At 68.5% G+C, this 20,604-nt stretch carries 23 protein-coding genes and 1 tRNA gene; 7 read left to right on the forward strand and 17 right to left on the reverse strand.

The genetic code is table 11. From position 1 onward, the window contains the following. Nucleotides 1-27 precede the first annotated feature (27 nt). Nucleotides 28-1,455, reverse strand: coding sequence for a DHA2 family efflux MFS transporter permease subunit (locus EV650_RS13965; RefSeq protein ID WP_134119015.1), 1,428 nt, complete (start codon nt 1,453-1,455; stop codon nt 28-30). Between the two features lie 53 nt (nt 1,456-1,508). Between EV650_RS13965 and EV650_RS13970 the strand changes: the two genes are divergently transcribed. Together EV650_RS13970 and EV650_RS13975 are read left to right on the forward strand one after the other, a co-directional pair. Next, nucleotides 1,509-2,219, forward strand: a complete 711-nt coding sequence (locus EV650_RS13970) for a TetR/AcrR family transcriptional regulator (protein WP_134119017.1) — start codon at nt 1,509-1,511, stop codon at nt 2,217-2,219. Nucleotides 2,220-2,301: 82 nt separating this feature from the next. After that, nucleotides 2,302-2,946 (forward strand): dihydrofolate reductase family protein, encoded by a 645-nt coding sequence (locus tag EV650_RS13975; protein WP_134119019.1) that lies wholly within the window; start codon nt 2,302-2,304, stop codon nt 2,944-2,946. Nucleotides 2,947-2,998: 52 nt separating this feature from the next. Here the strand turns inward: EV650_RS13975 and EV650_RS13980 are convergent, their stop codons facing one another. Then, complete coding sequence (locus EV650_RS13980) at nt 2,999-3,232, reverse strand: hypothetical protein (RefSeq protein ID WP_134119021.1); 234 nt, start codon at nt 3,230-3,232, stop codon at nt 2,999-3,001. 117 nt (nt 3,233-3,349) lie between these two features. Next, nucleotides 3,350-3,422 (reverse strand) — tRNA-Ala (locus EV650_RS13985). Nucleotides 3,423-3,572: 150 nt separating this feature from the next. Here EV650_RS13985 and EV650_RS13990 point away from each other — a divergent pair. Further along, a complete protein-coding gene (locus EV650_RS13990; RefSeq protein ID WP_134119023.1) occupies nt 3,573-4,592 on the forward strand; it encodes a class I SAM-dependent methyltransferase in 1,020 nt (339 codons plus the stop codon). A gap of 232 nt (nt 4,593-4,824) precedes the next feature. Here EV650_RS13990 and EV650_RS13995 read toward each other — a convergent pair whose 3' ends face one another. From EV650_RS13995 to EV650_RS41320, 5 genes are all read right to left on the reverse strand, one after another. After that, a complete protein-coding gene (locus tag EV650_RS13995) occupies nt 4,825-5,469 on the reverse strand; it encodes a histidine phosphatase family protein (protein WP_134119025.1) in 645 nt (214 codons plus the stop codon). After that, nucleotides 5,466-5,843, reverse strand: a complete 378-nt coding sequence (gene rsfS, locus EV650_RS14000; RefSeq protein ID WP_134119027.1) for a ribosome silencing factor — start codon at nt 5,841-5,843, stop codon at nt 5,466-5,468. Before rsfS ends, EV650_RS13995 begins: the two co-directional genes overlap by 4 nt. Before the next feature lie 11 nt (nt 5,844-5,854). Next, nucleotides 5,855-6,466, reverse strand: a complete 612-nt coding sequence (gene nadD / locus EV650_RS14005; RefSeq protein ID WP_134119029.1) for a nicotinate-nucleotide adenylyltransferase — start codon at nt 6,464-6,466, stop codon at nt 5,855-5,857. 20 nt (nt 6,467-6,486) lie between these two features. Next, nucleotides 6,487-6,645, reverse strand: coding sequence for a hypothetical protein (locus EV650_RS40340; protein WP_166678110.1), 159 nt, complete (start codon nt 6,643-6,645; stop codon nt 6,487-6,489). A gap of 76 nt (nt 6,646-6,721) precedes the next feature. Next, entirely contained in the window at nt 6,722-6,850 is a 129-nt protein-coding gene (locus EV650_RS41320) for a hypothetical protein (RefSeq protein ID WP_255512034.1), read from the reverse strand. A gap of 144 nt (nt 6,851-6,994) precedes the next feature. Here EV650_RS41320 and EV650_RS14010 point away from each other — a divergent pair, with 144 nt between their 5' ends. Next, nucleotides 6,995-7,447 carry an Lrp/AsnC family transcriptional regulator gene (locus EV650_RS14010; protein ID WP_134119031.1) on the forward strand — a complete coding sequence of 151 codons (453 nt, stop codon included), beginning with the start codon at nt 6,995-6,997 and terminating at the stop codon, nt 7,445-7,447. Here the strand turns inward: EV650_RS14010 and EV650_RS14015 are convergent. Further along, nucleotides 7,377-8,615: an MFS transporter gene (locus EV650_RS14015; RefSeq protein ID WP_134119033.1), complete on the reverse strand. Its 1,239-nt coding sequence runs from the start codon at nt 8,613-8,615 to the stop codon at nt 7,377-7,379. The genes EV650_RS14010 and EV650_RS14015 overlap by 71 nt on opposite strands. An 88-nt stretch (nt 8,616-8,703) precedes the next feature. Between EV650_RS14015 and EV650_RS14020 the strand changes: the two genes are divergently transcribed. Beyond that, on the forward strand, nt 8,704-9,567 hold the full coding sequence (locus EV650_RS14020; RefSeq protein WP_134119035.1) for a winged helix-turn-helix transcriptional regulator: 864 nt from the start codon (nt 8,704-8,706) through the stop codon (nt 9,565-9,567). Here EV650_RS14020 and EV650_RS14025 read toward each other — a convergent pair. Continuing rightward, nucleotides 9,557-10,441: an alpha/beta fold hydrolase gene (locus EV650_RS14025; RefSeq protein ID WP_134119037.1), complete on the reverse strand. Its 885-nt coding sequence runs from the start codon at nt 10,439-10,441 to the stop codon at nt 9,557-9,559. The genes EV650_RS14020 and EV650_RS14025 overlap by 11 nt on opposite strands. 66 nt (nt 10,442-10,507) lie before the next feature. Between EV650_RS14025 and EV650_RS14030 the strand changes: the two genes are divergently transcribed. Together EV650_RS14030 and EV650_RS14035 are read left to right on the forward strand one after the other, a co-directional pair. Continuing rightward, nucleotides 10,508-11,086 carry a PadR family transcriptional regulator gene (locus EV650_RS14030; RefSeq protein ID WP_134119039.1) on the forward strand — a complete coding sequence of 193 codons (579 nt, stop codon included), beginning with the start codon at nt 10,508-10,510 and terminating at the stop codon, nt 11,084-11,086. Continuing rightward, nucleotides 11,083-11,748 (forward strand): 4'-phosphopantetheinyl transferase family protein, encoded by a 666-nt coding sequence (locus EV650_RS14035; protein WP_134119041.1) that lies wholly within the window; start codon nt 11,083-11,085, stop codon nt 11,746-11,748. The genes EV650_RS14030 and EV650_RS14035 overlap by 4 nt, the downstream gene beginning before the upstream one ends. A 6-nt stretch (nt 11,749-11,754) precedes the next feature. Here EV650_RS14035 and EV650_RS14040 read toward each other — a convergent pair whose 3' ends face one another. From EV650_RS14040 to EV650_RS14070, 7 genes are all read right to left on the reverse strand, one after another. Then, nucleotides 11,755-13,032 (reverse strand): glutamate-5-semialdehyde dehydrogenase, encoded by a 1,278-nt coding sequence (locus tag EV650_RS14040; protein WP_134119043.1) that lies wholly within the window; start codon nt 13,030-13,032, stop codon nt 11,755-11,757. Then, nucleotides 13,029-13,523, reverse strand: a complete 495-nt coding sequence (locus EV650_RS14045; protein ID WP_134119045.1) for an HXXEE domain-containing protein — start codon at nt 13,521-13,523, stop codon at nt 13,029-13,031. Before EV650_RS14045 ends, EV650_RS14040 begins: the two co-directional genes overlap by 4 nt. Continuing rightward, the gene (gene proB, locus EV650_RS14050; RefSeq protein WP_134119047.1) at nt 13,520-14,632 is read right to left on the reverse strand and encodes a glutamate 5-kinase; all 1,113 of its coding nucleotides are present in this window, start codon (nt 14,630-14,632) and stop codon (nt 13,520-13,522) included. The genes EV650_RS14045 and proB overlap by 4 nt, the downstream gene beginning before the upstream one ends. Before the next feature lie 3 nt (nt 14,633-14,635). Next, a complete protein-coding gene (obgE, locus tag EV650_RS14055) occupies nt 14,636-16,210 on the reverse strand; it encodes a GTPase ObgE (RefSeq protein ID WP_134119049.1) in 1,575 nt (524 codons plus the stop codon). Nucleotides 16,211-16,315: 105 nt separating this feature from the next. Beyond that, nucleotides 16,316-16,576 (reverse strand): 50S ribosomal protein L27, encoded by a 261-nt coding sequence (rpmA, locus tag EV650_RS14060; RefSeq protein ID WP_112245816.1) that lies wholly within the window; start codon nt 16,574-16,576, stop codon nt 16,316-16,318. An 11-nt stretch (nt 16,577-16,587) separates the two neighbouring features. Then, nucleotides 16,588-16,905, reverse strand: coding sequence for a 50S ribosomal protein L21 (gene rplU, locus EV650_RS14065; RefSeq protein ID WP_134120071.1), 318 nt, complete (start codon nt 16,903-16,905; stop codon nt 16,588-16,590). A 170-nt stretch (nt 16,906-17,075) separates the two neighbouring features. Continuing rightward, nucleotides 17,076-20,453, reverse strand: a complete 3,378-nt coding sequence (locus tag EV650_RS14070) for an Rne/Rng family ribonuclease (RefSeq protein ID WP_134119052.1) — start codon at nt 20,451-20,453, stop codon at nt 17,076-17,078. Nucleotides 20,454-20,604 lie beyond the last annotated feature (151 nt).

Consider the following 20,604-nt stretch of genomic DNA (forward strand, 5'->3'; position numbering starts at 1 on the left):
CGCGCACACGGCGCTGGCACGAGCCGGTCACGCCGCTGGTACGACGACGTGCTTCGGAAGCAGCCACACCAGGGCGAAGGTGATCAGGTACAGCACGACGGCGATGCCGATCACGAGTACGGCAGCGTGGTCGAAGGAGGATGCGGTGGCGTTGACGCGCGCGAAGAACGCCGTACCGAGAGCGGCGACGCCGAGCGCACCGGAGAACTGCTGTACGGCGTTGAGCATGCCGGAGCCGGTGCCGACCTCGTCGGTGCTGGCGTCGCCGAGGATGAAGTCGAAGATCGGGACGAACACCAGACCGGTACCGAACCCGATCAGCAGCAGCGGTGCGGCAAGGGTTGTGGAGGTGAGCTCGCGATGCTCGATCGTCCACCACAACGTGAGCAACCCGATGACGGCGATGCCGAGGCCGAGCTGCAGGGTGGTGCGGCCGAGTCGCTGCGTGAGTACGGCGCCGGCGAGTCCGACGGCGACGGCGCTGCCGAGGGCCAACGGGATCAAGGTGAGGCTGGTGTGTAGCGGAGTCCAGTGCAGGCCCAGCTGCAGCAGCAGGTTGAACGCCAACTGGAATCCGCTCAGCGCTGCGAAGAAGGCCGCCACAATCACCAGGCCCACAACGAAGCTGCGTTTACCGAACAGCGAGGGCGTGATCACCGGATGCCTGCTGCGCCGTTCCGACGCAACAAACAGCGCCAAGGCAACGATCGAACCGGCCATCGACAGGTAGGTCCACAACGGCCAGCCGAGCTCGCGGCCCTGCACCAGCGGAATGATCAACAGCGCTGAGGCCGCGGTCAGCAGCCCGACGCCGACAGGATCGAGCCGGGCGTTCGTGTCCTCGCCGGTCCTAGCCGGCAACAGGAACCAGCCGAGGATCCAGGCGACGATGCCGACCGGCACGTTGATCAGGAAGATCGAGCGCCACTGGCTGCCGAACAGGTCGAGGTGCAGCAGCCAACCGGCCAGGATCGGACCGGCGACCGTTGCCAGGCCCATCACCGGACCGAACGGGATGAGTGCCTTGCGCAACTGCTGCGGCGGGAAGACGACCTTCACCATCGCGAACCCCTGCGGAATCATCACCGAACCGAACAGGCCTTGTACGACACGAGCGGTGATCAGGAAGCCGACGCCCGGTGCCAGCCCGCAGGCGAGCGAGGCGAGCGTGAATCCGGCCATGCCCAGCAGGAACAGCCGTCGACGGCCGAGCAGGTCACCCAACCGGCCGGACGTGATCAGACCGATGGCGAAGGCCGCGGTGTAGGCGGTGAGCACCCATTGCAGGGTCGTCTCACTGCCGCCGAGGTCGGCCCGGATCGACGGGCCGGCCAGGTTGGCGATGGTCGAGTCGATCACATCCATCACATCGGCGATGAAGACCACCGCGAGCACGAGCCAGGCCCGCCGGAGAGTCAGGCTAGGCGGGGTTGACGAACATTGTTCTATGGTCACGAACTAAGTTCTACTCTTGGAACATTGTTCGTGTCAACGGTAGGGTCAGTCACATGCCAGTCGATCCGAAGGAACGCCGCGCCGCCCGGCACGCCCAGCCGGCCGCCTCACCGGCGCAGCAGAGACGCCGGAAGGCGCCGATCACCGTCGAGCGGATCACCGACGCGGCGCTCGAGGTCGTCTCCACCCAGGGGTACGACGCGTTGACGATGCGCAGCGTCGCCGCCGTACTCGACACCGGCCCCGCGTCGCTCTACGCGCACGTGGTCAACAAGGCCGACATCGACGAGCTCATCATCGGCCGGCTCTGCGCCCAACTGGTGCTGCCGGAACCCGATCCGGCCGCCTGGCGAGACCAGATCCTCGACGTCTGCGCCCAGATCCGCGACCAGTACCTCGAGTACCCCGGCATCTCCCACGCCGCGCTGGCGATGGTCTCCACCAACCTCGACGTACTGCGTGTGCACGAAGGAATGCTGTCGATCCTCCTTGCCGGCGGCATCGAACCGCAGCCGGCAGCCTGGGCGATCGACGCCCTCTCCCTCTACGTCAGCGCCTACACGCTCGAGATCTCCCTGGTCACCCAACGGCAATCTCGCGACGACACCCCTTGGATCGTCAGCCAGGACGAACTCGTACGCCGGTTCACCGCGCTCCCCGCCGACCAGTTCCCGAACACCAACCGCTACGCCCGCGAGCTAACCTCTGGCACCCCTCAGGACCGCTTCACCTTCACCCTCAACCACCTCATCGACAACCTGTAAGTGCATGTCAAAGCGGCTTGGTTGGCTTCGACCTGGTTGTGAGGCGCCGGACCGCGGTGCCCTGGAGCTAAGGAGCGACGTCATGTCAGAGGTCAGGGTTCACAACTTCTCGATTTCACTCGACGGATTCGGCACCGGTGAAGGGCAGGCGCTCGACGCGCCGTTCGGTCACGCGGGCGAGCGGCTGCACGAGTGGTTCGTCGGTACGCGGTTCTTCCATGCGATGGACGACCTGCCGGGCGGCACGCTCGGCGCCGACAACGCTTTCGCCGAAGAGCACAACCCCGGGATCGGCGCCGAGATCATGGGCGCCGGCAAGTTCGGCCCGCCCGGATGGCAGGACGACCCGGACTGGAAGGGCTGGTGGGGCCCCAATCCGCCGTACCACACGCCGGTCTTCGTCCTCACCCACCGCCCGCGCCCCTCGATCGAGATGGAGGGCGGTACGACGTTCCACTTCCTCGACACCACCCCGGCCGAAGCGCTCGCACAGGCCCGCACGGCGGCCGACGGCGCGGACGTGAGGATCGGCGGCGGCCCCACCGTCGTCCGCAACTACCTCGCCGAAGGCCTGATCGACTACGCGCACATCGCAGTCGTCCCCATCCTCCTCGGCCGCGGCGTCCGCCTCTGGGACAACCTCGAATCCCTAAACCACACCTACAACATCGAGTCAGTCTCAACCCCCACCGGCATAACCCACCTAACCTTCACAAAGAACCAATGAGCGAGGCCTACGCGTTCATCCGGATGAGGGCGCTGCGGTCGCGAACCGACTGCTACTTGTTCTTCGCGCGGTTTGCGTCAGCGGCGATCCGGACGTCGCGGAAGTCGATGACGGCCTCGCGAGCCACGCTGATCAGGGCGGCGAGGTCGCCACCCGACAACAGCAGTACGTCGTCGAGTACGGCAGGCGGCACGTCCAGCTCCCGTGGGCCGTAGCAGTCGTGCCACGCGATATCGATCAGCTGCAACAGATCGAGCGCCGCTTCAAGCCGCTCCCCCGCAAACACCCCTTCGATGCGAGCCCGACGCTCTGTCCGGCGATGCTCGCTACCAACAGCAACGGATCCTCCCGGATCGAAGCGAAGAGGCCCCTCCCCAACCGGGAAGGAGCCTCTGTGTTGCGGTGGAGCTTAGGGGATTCGAACCCCTGACCTCTTCCATGCCATGGAAGCGCGCTACCAACTGCGCCAAAGCCCCGCGGTGTCTTGCGGACTCCGGAAGTTTAGCGGATGTGCACCGGCAAAGAAAAATCGGTTCGGTCGTGGGGCTGATGGGGTGGCTGGAGGCGGTGGAGGGGCGGCGTACGACGGTGTGCGGGGTGAGCCGATGTGTGTCTAGGTTGGGTTCGTGTTGACCACCTCTGACCAGGAATTGCTCGATCGGAACGCGCTCTCCCAGCAGGCTGCTGGGAAGGTGCACGGCTGGGCGAACGGTGCGCGGATGTTCGCCGTACTGCGAGGGCTGCAGGAGCGCGGCTGGTTCGAGTACCTCGGTCAACCTCGTGAGCGGGCCGCGCTGCTCGCGTTCTCGGGTCTGGCGACGGCGCAGTTCGACGACGTACTCGCGGTGCTGGATGCGCACGGGATCGTCGAGCAGGAGGCGGAGACCGTACGGCTGACCGCGAGTTTCGCCGAACTGGTGGCCGACGACGCGTTGATGGGGCTCGACGAGATCCTCGATGCTTCCGCGCTGACGGTCGAGCAATGTCGCGCGGCGGCTGCGCCAGATCCGACGCCAATGACGGAGCAGGACGCTCTCGTTGTGGCGCGCGCTTCGGGGGGTCGGCCGAACGAGATCACCAGGATCGAGTACGAGCAGTGGCTTGAGCATCTTCCGGAATTGTCGGATGCGCTGCGGTCGGAGCCCTTCCTCGATGTCGGGTGCGGTGTGGCGACAACCTCGCTGACGCTCACGCGGATCGTCCCCGAGGCCCAGGTGGTGGGGATCGACGTCGTACCTGCCGCGGTGGACGAGGCCCGGCGCCGGGCGGAGACACTGGGAGTGCAGGATCGTGCCGAGTTCAGGTGTCTGGACGCACAGGAGTTCGACGCCGTGGATGAGTTCGGTACGGCGTTCTGGGCGCAGCCGTTCTTTCCCGAGCCGACCCGCGCGCGGACGCTGGCCGCGATCTACCGGGCACTCCAGCCGGGCGGACTGCTGATCCTGCAGGAGATGGCGGTCCCGCCGACCGACGAGGCCAGGCTGCCCGCGTACACGCTGCGCCGGCTGGCTGTCCGCACCACCGGACGGCCCTACGGCCGCACCGCCGAAGAGCTGATCACGGAGGCTGAGTCAGCCGGTTTCACCCTGTCCCGGGTGGCCCTCGCCGACTCCGAGCGCTACGTGATCATGCAACGCCCCCACTGACCGCGGCTCTCGGTTCACCGTCCGCGGCAACGCAGTCGACCCAAGACAGTTTCCGGGGCCGGGCGACGACCGCTCCTTTGCGGAAAGAAGTTTGCGCTATCTGCAAATTTCTTTCCGCAAAGGAGCCGCTCTCACAGTCGATCCGCCGGGAGCGCTAGATCGGACAGCAGTCCACGCGCCACCGGAGGCGGTCAACAAGACAGCCGCCGCGGAGCGGTGTCCTTTGGAGGTTCTACCGCTGGGGGTCGTCGCTCATGACCGGTTCGGGGAGGGAGCCGGCGTTCCATTCTTCGATTCGCCAGCCGTGGCGGCCGGGGAGGAGGGAGACCCAGTTGCAGTTGGAGAGGCCGCCGAACGCGGGCCAGTTGGCTTGCGGGATGCCGAGGAACTGGCAGATGCCGACGCGACCGGCCAGGCCGTGGGTGGCGATGACGATGGTGTCTTCGGCGGTGCCTTGTTCGCAGATGCGGGACAGCGCCGCGGCGAACCGGTCGGCCACCTCTTCGACGGTTTCACCGTTCGAGCCACGGCGTTGGGTTTCGCCGCTGCGGATGCGGGCGGCGGCTTCCGGGTTGATGGCCGCGAGTTCGGACGACGTGAGGCCGGCCCAGTCGTCGACGTCGATCTCGCGCAGAGCTTCGTCGTACTCGACCTTCAGGCCGGTCAGCACCGCGAGTTCAGCGGCCGTGGCAGCGGCGCGTTGCAGGTCGCTGGCGAACAGGCGGGTGGGCGCGAGCGAGGCGAGGCGTGCGGCGGCGTCGCGGGCCTGTGCGACTCCAACGGAGTCGAGTGGGATATCGGCTTGGCCCTGGATCTTGTCCTGCAGGTTCCACTCCGTCCGGCCGTGCCGCCAGACGATCAGTCGGCCCGCGGTCATTCAGCGGTCGGGATCGGCGACGGCAGCGGGATGACCGGGCAGTCGCGCCAGAGCCGTTCGAGCGAGTAGAACGCGCGCTCCTCGTCGTGCTGGACGTGGATGACGACCTCGAGGTAGTCGAGCAGCACCCAACGACCCTCGCGCGCCCCCTCGCGGCGTACCGGCTTGGCGTCGAAGTCGACGCGCAGCTTCTCCTCGACCGCGTCCACGATCGCGCGGACCTGGCGGTCGTTGGAGGCTGACGCGACCAGGAACGCGTCGGTGATGGCGAGCTGCTCGGACACGTCGAAGGCGAGGACGTTGTCCGCCTTCTTGTCGTGGGCCGCTTCGGCCGCCGCGGTGAGCAGCTCGATGGCGCGTTCGCTGGCTGGCATGTGGTTCCTAACTAACGGTTGGTGTAGAGCTCACGCTTGGCGATGTACTGGACGATGCCGTCCGGCACCAGGTACCAGATCGGGTTGCCCTTGGCGACCCGGGCGCGGCACTCGGTCGACGAGATCGCCAGCGCCGGCACCTCGAGCAGGGTGATCCGGTCCATCGGCAGCTGGTCCAGCGGCAACTCGAGCCCTTCGGTCCCCGGCCGGGTACAGCCGACGAACTGGGCGAGTTTGAAGGTCTCGTCCACGTCCCGCCAGGTGAGGATCTGGGCGAGCGCGTCGGCGCCGGTGATGAAGAACAGTTCGGCGTCCGGGTACAGCCGGGACAGGTCCCGCAAGGTGTCGATGGTGTACGTCGGTCCCGGCCGGTCGATGTCGACCCGGCTGACCGAGAACCGCGGGTTCGACGCCGTCGCGATGACGGTCATCAGGTACCGGTCCTCGGGCGGGGAGACGAGCCGATCCGACTTCTGCCACGGCTGCCCGGTCGGGACGAAGATGACTTCATCGAGGTCGAAGTACGACTGCACCTCGCTGGCCGCGACCAAGTGGCCATGATGGATCGGGTCGAACGTGCCACCCATCACGCCGATACGTCGTATCCGCTCCACAAACGCCACGTCAGCCCTTCAACAGCCGCTCAGCTGTGCGGCCGGCCCTTGCCCATGATGACGGTGACGGCCAGCAGCAGCAGGAACACGACCAGCGCGAACCCGCCGTACCACCACTTCGAGATGTGCGACGCCTCGACGGCGGCCGCTTCGATGGCCGCCACCTGCGGCACGAGGATCGAGAACATGGAGCGAAGCCTATCTCGTGGCCGCCCGGACGACAGCGACCGGTGGCCTCAGGAGGACACCGGTCGCGTGAAGAGGTCAGCTGTGGCGGACGTGACGGGTCAGCAGCCGGCGCCAGGCAGACGGTACGGCGTGCGCGCGGCGGGCCTGCGCAGCGAGGCGATGCCGCTCGTCGATGTGGGCACGGGCAACTTCGGGGGTGATCATGATTCCTTCACGGGGTTGGTACGGCGATGCTGGGGCGGACTCACCCCAGTACCTGGAATTATACGGTTTCAACTACTCTCTCTCAAACGAATTAAAGGCCAGGATCATTCCCAGCCTTAGAATCTGTGGTGAACAGGAGGAGTCATGGACGCGACCGATCGTCAGCTGATCGAGGCGCTCCGGCTGAACGGCCGCTCCAGCTGGGCCGAGCTCGGCCGGGTGGTCGGCCTGTCCGGCCCGAGCGTCCAGGAGCGGGTACGGCGGCTTGAAGAGCGCGGCGTACTCCTCGGGTACCGCGCCGTGGTCGCGCCGGACCAGGTCGGACTCGGGACGAGCGCGCTGATCGGGCTGTTCCAGCGCGACGACGTCGAGACCGACGACATCGTCGAGCAGGTCCGGGAAATCGTCGCCGTCGAGGACTGTTGGTACGTCGCCGGCGACCAGGAGCTGGTGGTCAAGGTCCGGGTCGCGGACGTGACTCAGCTCGAGGCGGTCGTTGGCTCACTGCGGCGGGTGAACGGCGTCGTCAGGACTCGTACGACGGTTGTGTTGTCGACTCGCTGGGAGGGTCGGCCGGCGCCGCTGCCTGACGCCTGACCTGCGGTCGACCAACGCCTCGCCGTCGGCCGATGAGGAGTGCGGCGGCCGCGACCACAGCCAGCGCGGCCGCGACTGGGAAGAGTGCGTGCGGAGCGTGCTGGTACACCGATCCCCCGATGGCCGGCGCGAGGAACATGCCGCTGATGGACGCGGCGGCGTACAAGCTGGAGTAGCGGCCGACCATCCCCTCGGGCGCCGCGTCGGCGACGTGGGCGGTGGCGGTCGGTTTGTAGAGCATCTCCCCCGCGGTGATCACCACGATCGCCAGCGTCGCTCCGGCGAGCACCGGCCAGACGCCCAGAATCGCGAGCCCCACGCCGACGAGCACGAAGCCGATCGCGATGACCAGGGTCGCGCGATGACCGCGGAGCCGTACGGCGAGTGGGGCCTCGCAGACGACGATCACGACCGAGCTGATTCCGATGAGTACGCCGTACGCGACCGCCGACGTACCGGCATCGCGTAGGAGCAGCGGCATCGTCGCGAAGATCTGCCGGTAGACGGTGTCGACGACCACGATCGTCGCGAGCAGAACCAGCACGGTGCGGTCGCGTCCTAAGGCCTGCCAGAGGCCGCCGTCGGAGCGGACGGTCGAGGTACGGCGGGCGGCCGGGACGAAGCGCCAGATGATGGCGGCCATGATCAGGCTGGTCACGGCGTCGACGACGAAGACGAGCGAGAAGTTGTACGCGGCAAGGAGTCCGCCGAGCGGTGGGCCGATGGTGAAGCCCGCGTTGCTTGCGGTCCGGGACAACGCGATGCCTTCGCGACGGCGCTCGGCCGGCAGGGCTGTGGCGACGAGAGCGCTGAGGTTTGGGCGGCTCGCACCGCCACACAGGCCGGCGAGCGCGGCAACCACAGCGATCCACGCGCCCGGGACCAACGGCATCGCGCAGCAGGTGACGACCCAGGCGAGCTGGCTGGCGACGGCCGCCGTACGCAGGCCGAAACGGTCGCCGAACCAGCCGCCGCCGAGGTTGCCACCGAGCAGCCCAACGCCGTACGCCGCTGCCGCGAAGCCGGCCTGTTGCGCCGACATGCCGCGATCCTCGACCAGGTAGAGAGTGAGGTAGATCCACGCGAGTGCGCCGGCGGAACTGACCAGCTGGCCGACCATGACCGCCTTGAGCCAGGCGGGAAGGTCCGCGATCCGGCGCCAGTACATGCCTGTCCTCCGTCGGCTAGAGTGAGTTCCCGACAGGAACTTACTGGGCCGGTTAGCGTGGTGGCAACCGGATTCGAAGGAGTGCAGCGTGCGGCGGAGCAGCTTCTCGCCCGAGGCGGACTGTGCGATCGCGCAGTCCCTCGGCGTCATCGGCGACGGCTGGGAACTGCTGATCGTCCGGGATCTGGCTCGCGGTCTGGAACGGTTCGACCAGCTCGCCGAGTCGCTGCACATCTCGCGGAAGGTGCTGACCGAGCGACTCAACGGTCTGCACGACAGCGGGATCGTCGAGCGGTCGGCGTACCAGCAGCGGCCGACTCGGCACGCTTATCGGCTGACGGCTCGCGGGCGAGCGCTGCTGCCGGTGCTGGTTGCGTTGCAGGACTGGGGCGATCGGTGGCTGCTTGGGGACGGGTCGCTGACCGGGACCAATGCTGCGGATGAGTCGCCGGCGCATCGGTTGCACGAGTTGGTTGGTCAGCGGGTGCCGTACGTCGCTTTGCCGTCGACCGCGGGTACGACGGTTGACGTTGTGGACGGGGATGCGCGGGCGACTGTGCTCTTCGGGTATCCGGCGACGGGGCGGCCGACTCCGTTGCCGGATGGATGGGACTCGATCGCCGGAGCCAGTGGGTGCACGTTGGAGAATCGGCTCTTTGGTGGTCGGTACGACGAGTTTGCCGCTGGGGGGATCGCGGTTCGTGGGGTGAGTACGCAGCGTGGGGATGAGCAGCGGGCGTTCGCCCGGGCGGAGGAGATCCCACACCTGCTGCTCTCCGATGTCGATCTGGAGTTGGCGGCGGCCCTGCGGTTGCCGACGTTCCGGGCCGGTGGGTACGAGCGGTTGAAGCGGGTCGTGCTGGTGATCGGCAGCGATCGGGTCGTGCAGGCTGTGCGGTATCCCGTGACAGACATTGCGGATGCGGTCGACTGGGCGCTCGCTACTGCTTGAAGAACGCTCTCACCTCCGCGGCGACACGTCGTACTGCGTCGGCGCTGCCGCTCGGATTGACGCCGCCGGGGTCCGAGGACGAGCCGTGGTCGAAACCGTCGAACTCGATCCGCCGGCAATGCGGCAGTACCCGCTCCAGCGTGGCGCGCCCGGGCTTCAGGCCGGGAAGACCCTTGGTGCCGCCCAGCAGCAGGACGTCGGCGTCGACGGCGCGGAAGCTGTCGAACGTGCCTGCGAGTTCGGCGACGATGACGCCTTCGGCGTGGATCGTCGGCGCCAGTTGGCGCATGGTGATCGCGCCCGCAGGGGCCTGGCGCTCCTCCTTGGCCATCATCTTCTCGGTCATCCAGCGGAGAAGGCTGCGCGGCATGATCTTGAGGAACGGCGGCGCCATCTCGAAGCCGAACATGCTCGTCACCATCCCGGCGGCGAGGTCACCCCGCGCGATCTCCTGGTCGAAGCGCGCGAGCCATGCGCGGTGCGGAGCGCCGTCGGCGACGATCGCCGGCTCGTAGAGCGCGATCTGCCGCAAGGCGGGGAGAGTGCGGGCCGCTTCGAGGACGACCGCTCCCCCGGCGCTGACGCCGAACGCCCGGTCTGCACCGGCTGCGATCAGGACTGCTTCCAGGTCCTCGATCTCCGTGCGGACCGAGTGGTCGGGGCGATGCGGACCTGACAGGCCACGGCCCCGGCGGTCCGGGAGGTAGACGGTGAACTCGTCGGCAAGCGCCTCGGCAAGGAGGCGGTGGCTGCGGGCGGACTCCATGCTGCCGTGCAGCACGACGACGGCCGGGCCCTGACCGGTCTTGTAGTAGCCGATCTCGGTGCCGTCGCGGGAAGTCACGGTGCCTTGGGTCAGTTCTGCTGTCTTCATGGCTCGATAGTTACATAAGGTCTAGTTGCATTGCAACTAGTATCTTTGAACCCTTAAGCTGGCGGCATGACGTTTCGACGCTCACCGCTCGCGCTCGCGATCCTCGGCCTACTGGAGAACGGGCCGATGCATCCCTACGGGATCCAGCGGCTGATCAAGCAATGGGGCAAGGACCAGGTCGTCAACGTCGGACAACGGACCAGCCTGTACCGGATGATCGTGCGCCTGGAGGAGGCCGGGCTGCTGACCGCCGGAGCCACCGAGCGGGACGAGCGGTATCCGGAGCGCACGGTCTACCACCTGACCGACGACGGCCGGACGATCTCCCGGGAGTGGCTGGCCGAGATCCTGACGACACCACGCAACGAGTTCCCGGAGTTCCCGGCGGCGTTGTCGTTCGTGATGCTGCTGACGCCGGAGACCGCCGGCGAGCTGCTGACTCAGCGGCGGGAGCAGCTGATGAAGCGGATCAGTGAGCTCCAGCTGGAGCTCAAGCTGGAGGTGGATGGGCAGCCGATTCCGCGGTTCGCCCTGCTCGAGACGGAGTACCAGATCGCGGTGGTTGTCGCCGAGGCCAAGTGGATCGACGGCGTCCTGCATGACCTGAGCAAAGGCACCCTCACCTGGACACCAGGCCCGGCATGACCGGCTGGGGTGGCCCGGGTGCGGGGGCTCTGGTCGAGGTCTGGTGGGCTCGCCTCGGTCAGGCGCGCGCGGAGTTCGTTGCGGATCTGGACGCGGTCGAGCGGGAGCGGTTGGGCGCGTACGTGCGGGACGAGGACAAGGATCGGTTCCTGCTGGGGGTGACGCTCACGCGCAGGGTGCTGGGCCGCCGGCTTTCGTTGCCGGCAGCAAAAGTCTCGCTGGATCGGACCTGCGCGGAGTGCGGGAAACCGCATGGGAAGGTGCGGGTCGCCGCGGCTGTGGAGTTGTCGGTCACGCATTCGGGCGATCTGGTGGGGGTGGCGTTCGGGGATCGGCCGGTGGGGCTTGATGTGGAGAAGGTCGATCCGCGGGTGGATGTCGACGGGGTCGCCCGGATCGCGTTGCCGGCTGAGGAAGTGCGGGAGCTGAGCGGGTACGACGGGATTGCGAAGGTGCGGGCGTTTACGACGTACTGGACGCGTAAGGAGGCCGTCTTGAAGGCGACGGGTGAGGGGCTGCGGGGGGATCTGCAGGCGGCTGTTCCGGCGGGGATTCAGATGCAGGAGCTGGACGTCGGTCCGGATCACCGGGCGGCTCTGGCAGTGGTGAGCACCGAGCCGCCCGCCGTGCAGATCAAGGACGCAAGACAGCTCCTGCGCTGATCGAGGTCAGGTTCGGATCTGGCCCTCGCCGATGACGATGTACTTGGTGGAGGTCATTTCTGGGAGGCCCATGGGGCCTCGGGCGTGGAGTTTTTGGGTGGAGATGCCGATTTCGGCGCCGAAGCCGAACTCACCGCCGTCGGTGAAGCGGGTGCTGGCGTTGACCACGACCGCGGCCGAGTCGACTGCCTGCGTGAAGCGGCGGGCTGCCGCTTGTGAGCGGGTGATGATCGCTTCGGTGTGACCCGAGCTGTAGCGGCGGATGTGTTGTACCGCGTCCTCCAGCGACTCCACCACCGCGGCCGACAGGTCCAGCGAGTTGTACTCCGTCCCGAAGTCCTCCTCGGTGGCGGCCACAACACCTCGCTCGTCGGCGTCGGTCGCTGCGGATGTGTTCTTGCTGGCGGCAACTACCGTTGGGTCGCCATGCACGGTCACGCCGGCGGCGGCGAGGGCCGGGAGGGCGCGCGCGAGGAACTCGGAGGCGACCGCCGAATGGACCAGCAAGGATTCGGCTGCGTTGCAGACGCTTGGGCGTTGGGTCTTGGAGTTCAGGAGGATCTCGAGGCCCAGGTCGAGGTCCGCGTCCGCGTCGATGTACACGTGGCAGTTGCCGACGCCGGTCTCGATTACGGGCACCGACGACTCGCCGACGACGGTCTGGATCAGACCGGCGCCGCCCCGCGGGATCAGTACGTCGACCAGTCCGCGGGCCTGCATGAGCTCCTTCACCGCGGCTCGGTCGGTCGGTACGCCCTGTACGACGTCCGCCGGCAACCCGGTCGACTCGGCGGCATCCCGCAGTACTGCGATGATCGCTTCATTGGACGCGGCCGCGGAGGACGAACCGCGCAGTAGGACCGCGTTGCCGGACTTGAGGCAGATGCCCGCGGCGTCGGCTGTCACGTTCGGCCGGGCCTCGTAGATGATGCCGACCACGCCGAACGGAACGCGGACCTGGCGCAGCTCGAGACCGTTCGGCAGCGTGTACCCGCGAACGACCTCGCCGACCGGGTCCGTCAGCCCCGCGAGCTGCTCGAGCCCCGCGGCCATCCCGTCGACTCGGGCGGGATTGAGCGCCAAGCGGTCGACCGTCGACTCCGGCGTACCGGCCTCGCGCGCCGTTGCGACGTCCTTGGCGTTGGCCGCGACGATCGTGTCCGTGTTCTCGCGCAGCGCCGCAGCCATCGCGTGCAGCGCCGCGTCCTTGGTCGCCCGGGACGCCTCCGCCAGCGCGTACGACGCAACCCGCGCCCGCCGTGCCAGCTCGATGATCTCGCTCACTTCTTCATCCTAGGTCCGCTGGAGCCCAGCCGCGGCAGGCGGGCGATGGCATGGGCAACGGGTACGACGGCAGCAAGAGCGAGCGTAAGGCGGCGGTCGCTCGGAGCGATCGGTACGCCGTCCGCCTTCAGCCGTCGCCAGGCCCAGATCGAGAACGGGATGACGACGAGCGGCGTGGTGACGAGCCCGGGTGTGTACCGGCGGAGTGCGACCGACTGCGCAATGTGCGTGCCGGCGTGCAAGCCGAAGCCCATCAGCGATGCCTGGAAGAACTTGCTGCGTCCACCGGTCGCCGCACCAGCCGCGGACGCCGCAGCCATCGCGACACCAGTCAGACCGATCGCTGTAGCTGCCTCGCCGCGCGACATCGGCAGCACCTTCGCCAACGGCTGCGGCAGGTCACCCGACTGCGAGAACGACGGCATCGTGGCAAGTTCTTCCAAGTCATGGACGAGCCACGCGGCCAGCAAACCCCAGGCAACCTTCTTCACAACAACACCAGATCGTCGCGGTGGACGACCTCGCGTTCGTATGCCGCGCCCAGTTCGCGGGCCAGGTCTCGGGTGGAGCGGCCCAGGAGTGCCGGTAGCTCGGAGGCGTCGTAGTTGACCAGCCCGCGCGCGACGGTCACACCTGATGGCGAGACGAGGTCGACCGGGTCGCCGGCGGAGAAAACGCCTTCTACAGAAGATATTCCGGCCGGGAGGAGGGACGCGCGGCGTTGGGTCACGGCGCGAACGGCTCCTTCGTCCAAGCGCAGTACGCCTTGGCCAGAGGTAGCGTGCGCCAACCACAGCAGGCGGGTCTTTTGACGACGGCCGGTGGGGTGGAAGAGGGTGCCGACAGGCTCGCCGCCAAGGGCCTCGCTGACGCGCGCGGCCGATGTCAGGACGACCGGAATCCCTGCCTCCGTAGCGATTGCGGCCGCTTCGACCTTGGTCTGCATGCCGCCGGTCCCGACGCCGGACGAGCCCGACTTGCCGATCGCGAGCGGCTCGAGATCCGCGGCGCCGCGGATCTCGGTGACCATCGACGTACCAGGTTTGCGCGGATCCCCGTCGTACAGGCCGTCGACGTCGGACAACAGCAGCAACAGATCGGCGTGGACCAGATGAGACGTCAGCGCCGCGAGCCGGTCGTTGTCACCGAAGCGGATCTCGGTTGTCGCGACGGTGTCGTTCTCGTTCACGATCGGTACGACGCCGAGCTCGAGCAGCCGCGCGAACGTCCGGTACGCGTTCCGGTAGTGGCTGCGCCGCGTCACGTCATCGACGGTCAGCAGCACCTGGCCGACCCGCAGCCCGTGCGCCGCGAACGCATCGTTGTAGCGAGCCATCAACAACCCTTGACCGACGGAGGCAGCGGCCTGCTGCGTGGCCAGGTCGCGCGGTCGCGACCGCAGCCCCATCGGCGTGAGGCCGGCTGCGATCGCACCGGAGGAGACGAGCACGACCTCGGCACCCTCCACCCGTCGCGCCGCGATGGCGTCGACGAGCAGACGGAGCCGTTCGAGGTCGATCTTGCCGCGCTGGGTCAGCGATGAGGAACCGACCTTCACGACGATTCGCGTGGCCTGGACGACCTCCGCGCGCTGCTTCATGGGTCAACCGTTCTGGTCGAGATCCTGCTGCGCTTCGAGCTCGCGCGCCTCCTTGCGCGCCAGTTTCTCCGCCTTCTCCGCCGCTCGTTTCGCCTCGGCCGGGGACAGGTCCACCTCGTCCTCGGCCCAGCCCTGCTTGTACTCCGAGCGGTCCACCGTGGCCCGCTGCTCGTGGTACTCGGTGTCCTTGGTCCTCCGCCGCTGGACCGCGGGACGCGGCTCCTCGAGCCGGTGGTCCTCGCCACGCCGGGCCAGGATCTCGGCACCGGCCTGGACCTCGGGCGCGAAGTCGAACACGATCGCGTTCGGCCCGTCGCCGATGACGACCGTATCGCCCTCGACCGCGCCGCGCTCGAGCAGCTCCTTCTCGACGCCGAGCCGGTTCAGCCGGTCGGCCAGGTAGCCGGTCGCCTCCGCGTTCGCGAAGTCGGTCTGCCGGACCCAGCGCTCGGGCTTCGCGCCCTGGATCAGCCAGCCGCCGTCGTTCGGCAGCTCCTTCACCTTGAACTCGGGCCCGCCCTGCACCTGCGGCCGGATCACGATCCGCGTGGTGTCGGGCTTCTCCTGCTCGGCACGCCGTCGTACCACGATCTCCGCCATCGCGAACTTCAAGGCCTCCAGGCCCTCGTGCGAAGCGGTCGAAATCGGGAACACCCGCAGCCCGCGCTGCTCCAGCTCGGCCTGCACCATCTCGGCGATCTCGCGAGCGTCGGGTACGTCGATCTTGTTCAGGGCAACGAGTCGCGGCCGGTCCTCGAGCCCACCGTGGGCCTCGAGCTCGGCCTCGATCGTGTCCAGATCGCTCAGCGGATCGCGGCCCGGCTCGTACGTCGCACAGTCGATCACGTGCACCAACGCGGCGCACCGCTCCACATGCCGGAGGAAGTCGTGACCAAGTCCACGGCCCTCGCTCGCACCCTCGATCAGACCGGGTACGTCGGCCACCGTGAAGGTGACGTCGCCCGCGACCACGACGCCGAGGTTCGGGATCAGGGTGGTGAACGGGTAGTCGGCGATCTTCGGCCGAGCACGGCTGATCGCGGCGACCAGGGAGGACTTGCCCGCACTCGGGAAGCCGACCAGGCCGATGTCGGCGACGACCTTCAGCTCGAGTACGAGCGTCCGCTCCTCACCGTCCTCACCGAGCAGCGCGAACCCGGGGGCCTTGCGCGCGCTGCTCGCCAGCGCCGCGTTGCCGAGTCCGCCCTTGCCGCCTTGCGCAGCAACGAACTCGGCTCCAGGGCCGACGAGGTCCGCGAGTACGACGCCGTTGGCCGCGCTGATCACTGTGCCGTCGGGGACCGGCAGGATGACATCTCCGCCGTTGCTGCCGGCCTGGTGGTCACCCTTGCCCTGGGCACCGTTCGTCGCGGTGCGGTGGCTGGAGCGGTGGTAGTCGACGAGCGTGGTCACGTCCGGGTCGACGCGCAGGATCACGCTGCCGCCGTCGCCGCCGTTGCCGCCGTCGGGACCGCCGAGCGGCTTGAACTTCTCCCGGTGCACCGAGGCGCAGCCGTTTCCGCCGCGGCCCGCGGTGACATTCACCGTGACCCGGTCGACAAAGCTGGGAATCGCCATCGGTGTTCTCTACTTCCTGTTGGGTACTACATACACAGCAGAAGGGCGGGTCCGCGGTATTCCGCGACCCGCCCCTCGATGGAGCTGCTGTTCCGGGTGGCGGTGTTACTCCGCCGGGGCCGGGACGATGTTGACGACGCGGCGACCGCGCCGGGTGCCGAACTCCACGTGGCCCTCGGCCAGCGCGAACAGGGTGTCGTCGCCGCCACGGCCGACCAGGTTGCCCGGGTGGAAGTGGGTGCCACGCTGGCGAACGATGATCTCGCCGGCGTTGACCAGCTGACCGCCGAACCGCTTCACGCCGAGGCGCTGCGCGTTGGAGTCGCGACCGTTACGGGTCGACGCTGCTCCCTTTTTGTGTGCCATCTCAGATCAGCTCACTTCTTCTTCGCGTCGATCGCGGTGACCTTGACCTGGGTGTAGTGCTGACGGTGCCCCTGGCGCTTGCGGTAACCGGTCTTGTTCTTGTACTTGAGGATGTGGATCTTGGGGCCCTTGGTGCGGCCCAGGACCTCGGCCGACACGGCCACCTTGGACAGCGCCGCAGCATCGGTCGTCACGGTGTCGCCATCGACGACCAGGACCGCCGACAGAGACACGGTGTCGCCCACCGCGTCGGTCAGGCTGTCGATCTCGATGACATCGCCGACGGCGACCTTCTGCTGGGTGCCGCCACTGCGCACGATCGCGTACACCGTGGATCTCACTCTCTGCTGGTTCGGAAAACTTACGGGGCCTGCACAGACCTGGCGGCCCACACAAACATGGCACGCGGAAACGCGCGCCGACGCTCAAGTTTACGGGTCCCCTCACAGACGGGTCAAACTGACTCCCCCGCCTGCCCAGGGACCCACATCACATCGCGTCAGCTACCGGTCGTGACGAGTTCCGCGGGTTCGGTCGCGTCACCCTCGGTAGCGGTCTTGCTCCGGCTCCGGCTGCTGCGCCGGCGTCGGGTGCTCTTGGTCGCGCCGTTCTGCGCCGGGTCGGCTTCAGCCGGCTCGGCGACAACGGTCGTCGTCGTGTCGGCCGCGGTCGCGGGGGCCGGGAAACCGGTGGCTTCCGGGCTCACGTGCTCCTCGGCTTCGGCGGACACCGGGTAGCCGGTCGGTTCCGGCGTACCGGACTCTTCGTCCTTCTTCGTGGAGGCGGCAGCGATCTGGGCCAGCCGATGGGCCGCGTCGGCGCTGTGCTGCGCGGTCTCCGTGGTCTCGGACGTCTCGTCCTCGCCACGGCCCTTGCCCCGGCGGCGGCGCGAGCTCTTCCGGCCGCCCTCCTCCGCCTGCGCGGACTTGGCCTGCTCCTGGCCGTTGCCGTTGCTGCCGTTCCCGTTCCCGTTGCCGCTGTTGTTGCCGCCGTTGTTGCCCTGGCCGTTGCGGCCGTTGCGGCCGCGGGACTCCTTCGGCTCGTCGTGCAGGATCAGCCCGCGGCCACCGCAGTGGTCGCAGTTCTCGCTGAACGCCTCGAGCAGGCCGGTGCCGATCCGCTTCCGGGTCATCTGGACCAGGCCGAGCGAGGTGACCTCGGCCACCTGGTGCTTGGTCCGGTCGCGGCCCAGGCACTCGACGAGGCGCCGCAGTACCAGATCGCGGTTCGACTCGAGCACCATGTCGATGAAGTCGATCACGATGATGCCGCCGATGTCGCGGAGCCGGAGCTGCCGGACGATCTCCTCGGCCGCCTCGAGGTTGTTCTTGGTGACGGTCTCCTCGAGGTTGCCGCCGGAGCCGGTGAACTTGCCGGTGTTCACGTCGACGACGGTCATCGCCTCGGTCCGGTCGATGATCAGCGAACCGCCCGACGGCAGCCAGACCTTGCGGTCCAGCGCCTTCTTGATCTGCTCGTCGATCCGGAAGTTCGCGAAGACGTCGCCGTCGCCGCTCCACTTCTCGACCCGATCCGCCAGGTGCGGCGCGACACCCGCGACGTACTCACGGACTTGTTCGTACGCACGGTCTCCGGAGATGACCAGCTTCGCGAAGTCCTCGGTGAACAGGTCCCGGACGACCCGGATCAGCAGATCGGGCTCGCCGTACAGCAACTGCGGGGCCTGACCGCTCTTGGACAGCTTGTCGATCTCGACCCAGGCGGACTGCAGGCGGCTGACGTCGGAGGTCAGCTCCTCCTCCGACGCACCCTCGGCGGCGGTCCGGACGATCACGCCGGCCTCGTCGGGGACGATGTCCTTGAGGATCGTCTTGAGCCGGTTCCGCTCGGTGTCGGGCAGCTTGCGGCTGATGCCGCCGTTGCCGCCGCGCGGGACGTACACGACGTACCGGCCGGGCAGGCTGATCTGGTTGGTGAGCCGGGCGCCCTTGTGGCCGATCGGGTCCTTGGTCACCTGGACCAGGACTGCCTGACCGGACTTCAGCACCTGCTCGATCTTGCGCGGACCGTTGGCACCACCAAGGGTCGCCCAGTCGACCTCACCGGCGTACAGCACCGCGTTGCGGCCCTTGCCGATATCGATGAACGCGGCCTCCATGCTGGGCAGGACGTTCTGCACCCGGCCGAGGTACACGTTGCCGATCAGCGAGGTCTGCTCGGCGGTGGTGACGTAGTGCTCGACCAGGACGTTGTCCTCGGACACCGCGATCTGCGTGACGTCGTCGCGGGACCGGATCACCATGGTCCGGTCGACCGACTCACGCCGGGCCAGGAACTCGGCCTCGGTCACGATCGGCGCCCGGCGGCGACCGGCGGCGCGGCCCTCACGGCGGCGCTGCTTCTTCGCCTCGAGGCGGGTCGAACCCTCGATCGCGGTGACCTCGTTGTTCACGGCCTTACTGCGCGGCTCCCGGACCCGGACGACGGTCTCGTCGGGGTCATCGGGGGACGACGCGCTGTCCTCGCCCTTGCGGCGGCGACGACGGCGGCGACGACGGGACGAGCTGCCGGCTTCGCCGTCCTCGTCGGAGTCCGCCGTACCGTCGTTGTCCGCGTCGTCGGATGCGTCGGCTTCGGGCTCGACGTCCTGGGTCTCGGCGTCGTCTTCGTCGTCGGACTGGTCGTCGGCGCTGTCGTCGGCACCGTCACCGGACTTGCGGCGACGACGGCCTCCGCGGCGGCGACGGCGACGGCGGGTGCCCTCGCTGCCTTCCTCGCCATCCTCGGCCTGTACGTCGGTTGTGTCGTCCGCCTCGGCCTCCAGGTCTGCGTCCGCTTCGTCGGTGTCGACGATCGCGGCCGGGGCCTCGGCGGTCTTGCGGGCGTTCCGGCGGCTGGAACGGCCGGCGGGCTTGTCGGTGGTGTCGTCGGTCGCGGCTTGCGGCTGGGCGTCCGTGGTCTCTTCGGCCGGCTCGGTCTCGCGGGCGTCGGCGTCGCGGTTACGGCGGCTCCGGCGACGGCGGTTGCCGGTCGGCTGCTCGTCGATCCCGGACTCCGGGGTCGCGTCCGAGGTGGCCTCGACCGGGCTGGTCGCGGCGGCCTGGGCAGGCGCTTCCTGCGCGGTGCCGGTCGGTGCCTGGAACAGCACGGCGGCGGGGGCCGCGGCACGCCTACGGGTACGCCGGGTGCTCGGCTCGTCGGCCGGAGCGTCGGAGGACGCCGCGCGGTCCGCGGAGGTGCCGGAGGCGGAGCGGTCCGTGGGGGCGTCGGCGGTCGCGGTCGCGTCGGACTGCGCGCTGGCGGTGTCGACAGGCTCGGTGGTCTTGGTGGTGCGGCGGCGGGAGCTGCGCTTGCGGGCCGGGGCTTCGGCGGCGGTTTCCGGCGTGCTCGGGGTCGCGTCGGCGACTGGGCCGTCGGTGAGCGGCGCGTCGGCGGTCAGGAGGTCCGGCTCGGCGGTCGCCTTCTTGGCGGTGCGCTTGCGGGTGGTCTTCTTCGCGGGCGCACTCGCGGCGGTGTTCGCCGTGTTGTTCGCAGCGGTGTTCGAGGCTTCCGGCGTGTCGTCGGGGACGAATTGCGGGAAGATCTCCTGGTCGGTCGTCTTCGCCGGGGCGCGCTTGGCGGCCTTCCGGGCGGTCGCGGTCTTCGCGGCGGCCTTCTTGGCCGGAGCCTTCTTCGCGGCGGTGGCCTTCTTGGCGGCCGCCTTCTTCGCCGGCGCCGAGTCGGCAGCCGGCACCGGGTCGGCGGTCTGAGCGTCGGACTGGGTCGGGACCGCGTCGGCGGCCTTCACCGTGCGCTTGCGCGTCGTGGTGGTCTTCCTGGCAGCCGGGGCCTTCTTCGCGGTCCTGCGGGTGGAGGCAGCTGGCTGGGCGGTGGCAGCCGTGTCGGCTGCCTCGGTGGTCGGCTCGTTGTCGAGCATGTAGTGCGGGTCTCCTCAAGCCTTCCGGCGCATCCTGCGACCCCTGTCACGGGTCCGGCGCGGCCACAAGGCGGTCACGGTTCGCCGCGCCCGGCCCAGAAAAACTGCCTGGGGCCGCGGTGTGGCGGAAGCCTGCTGGATCCGCTCCGCC

Origin of the sequence: Kribbella kalugense (genome assembly GCF_004365875.1) — a bacterium.
Lineage (GTDB): Bacteria > Actinomycetota > Actinomycetes > Propionibacteriales > Kribbellaceae > Kribbella > Kribbella kalugense.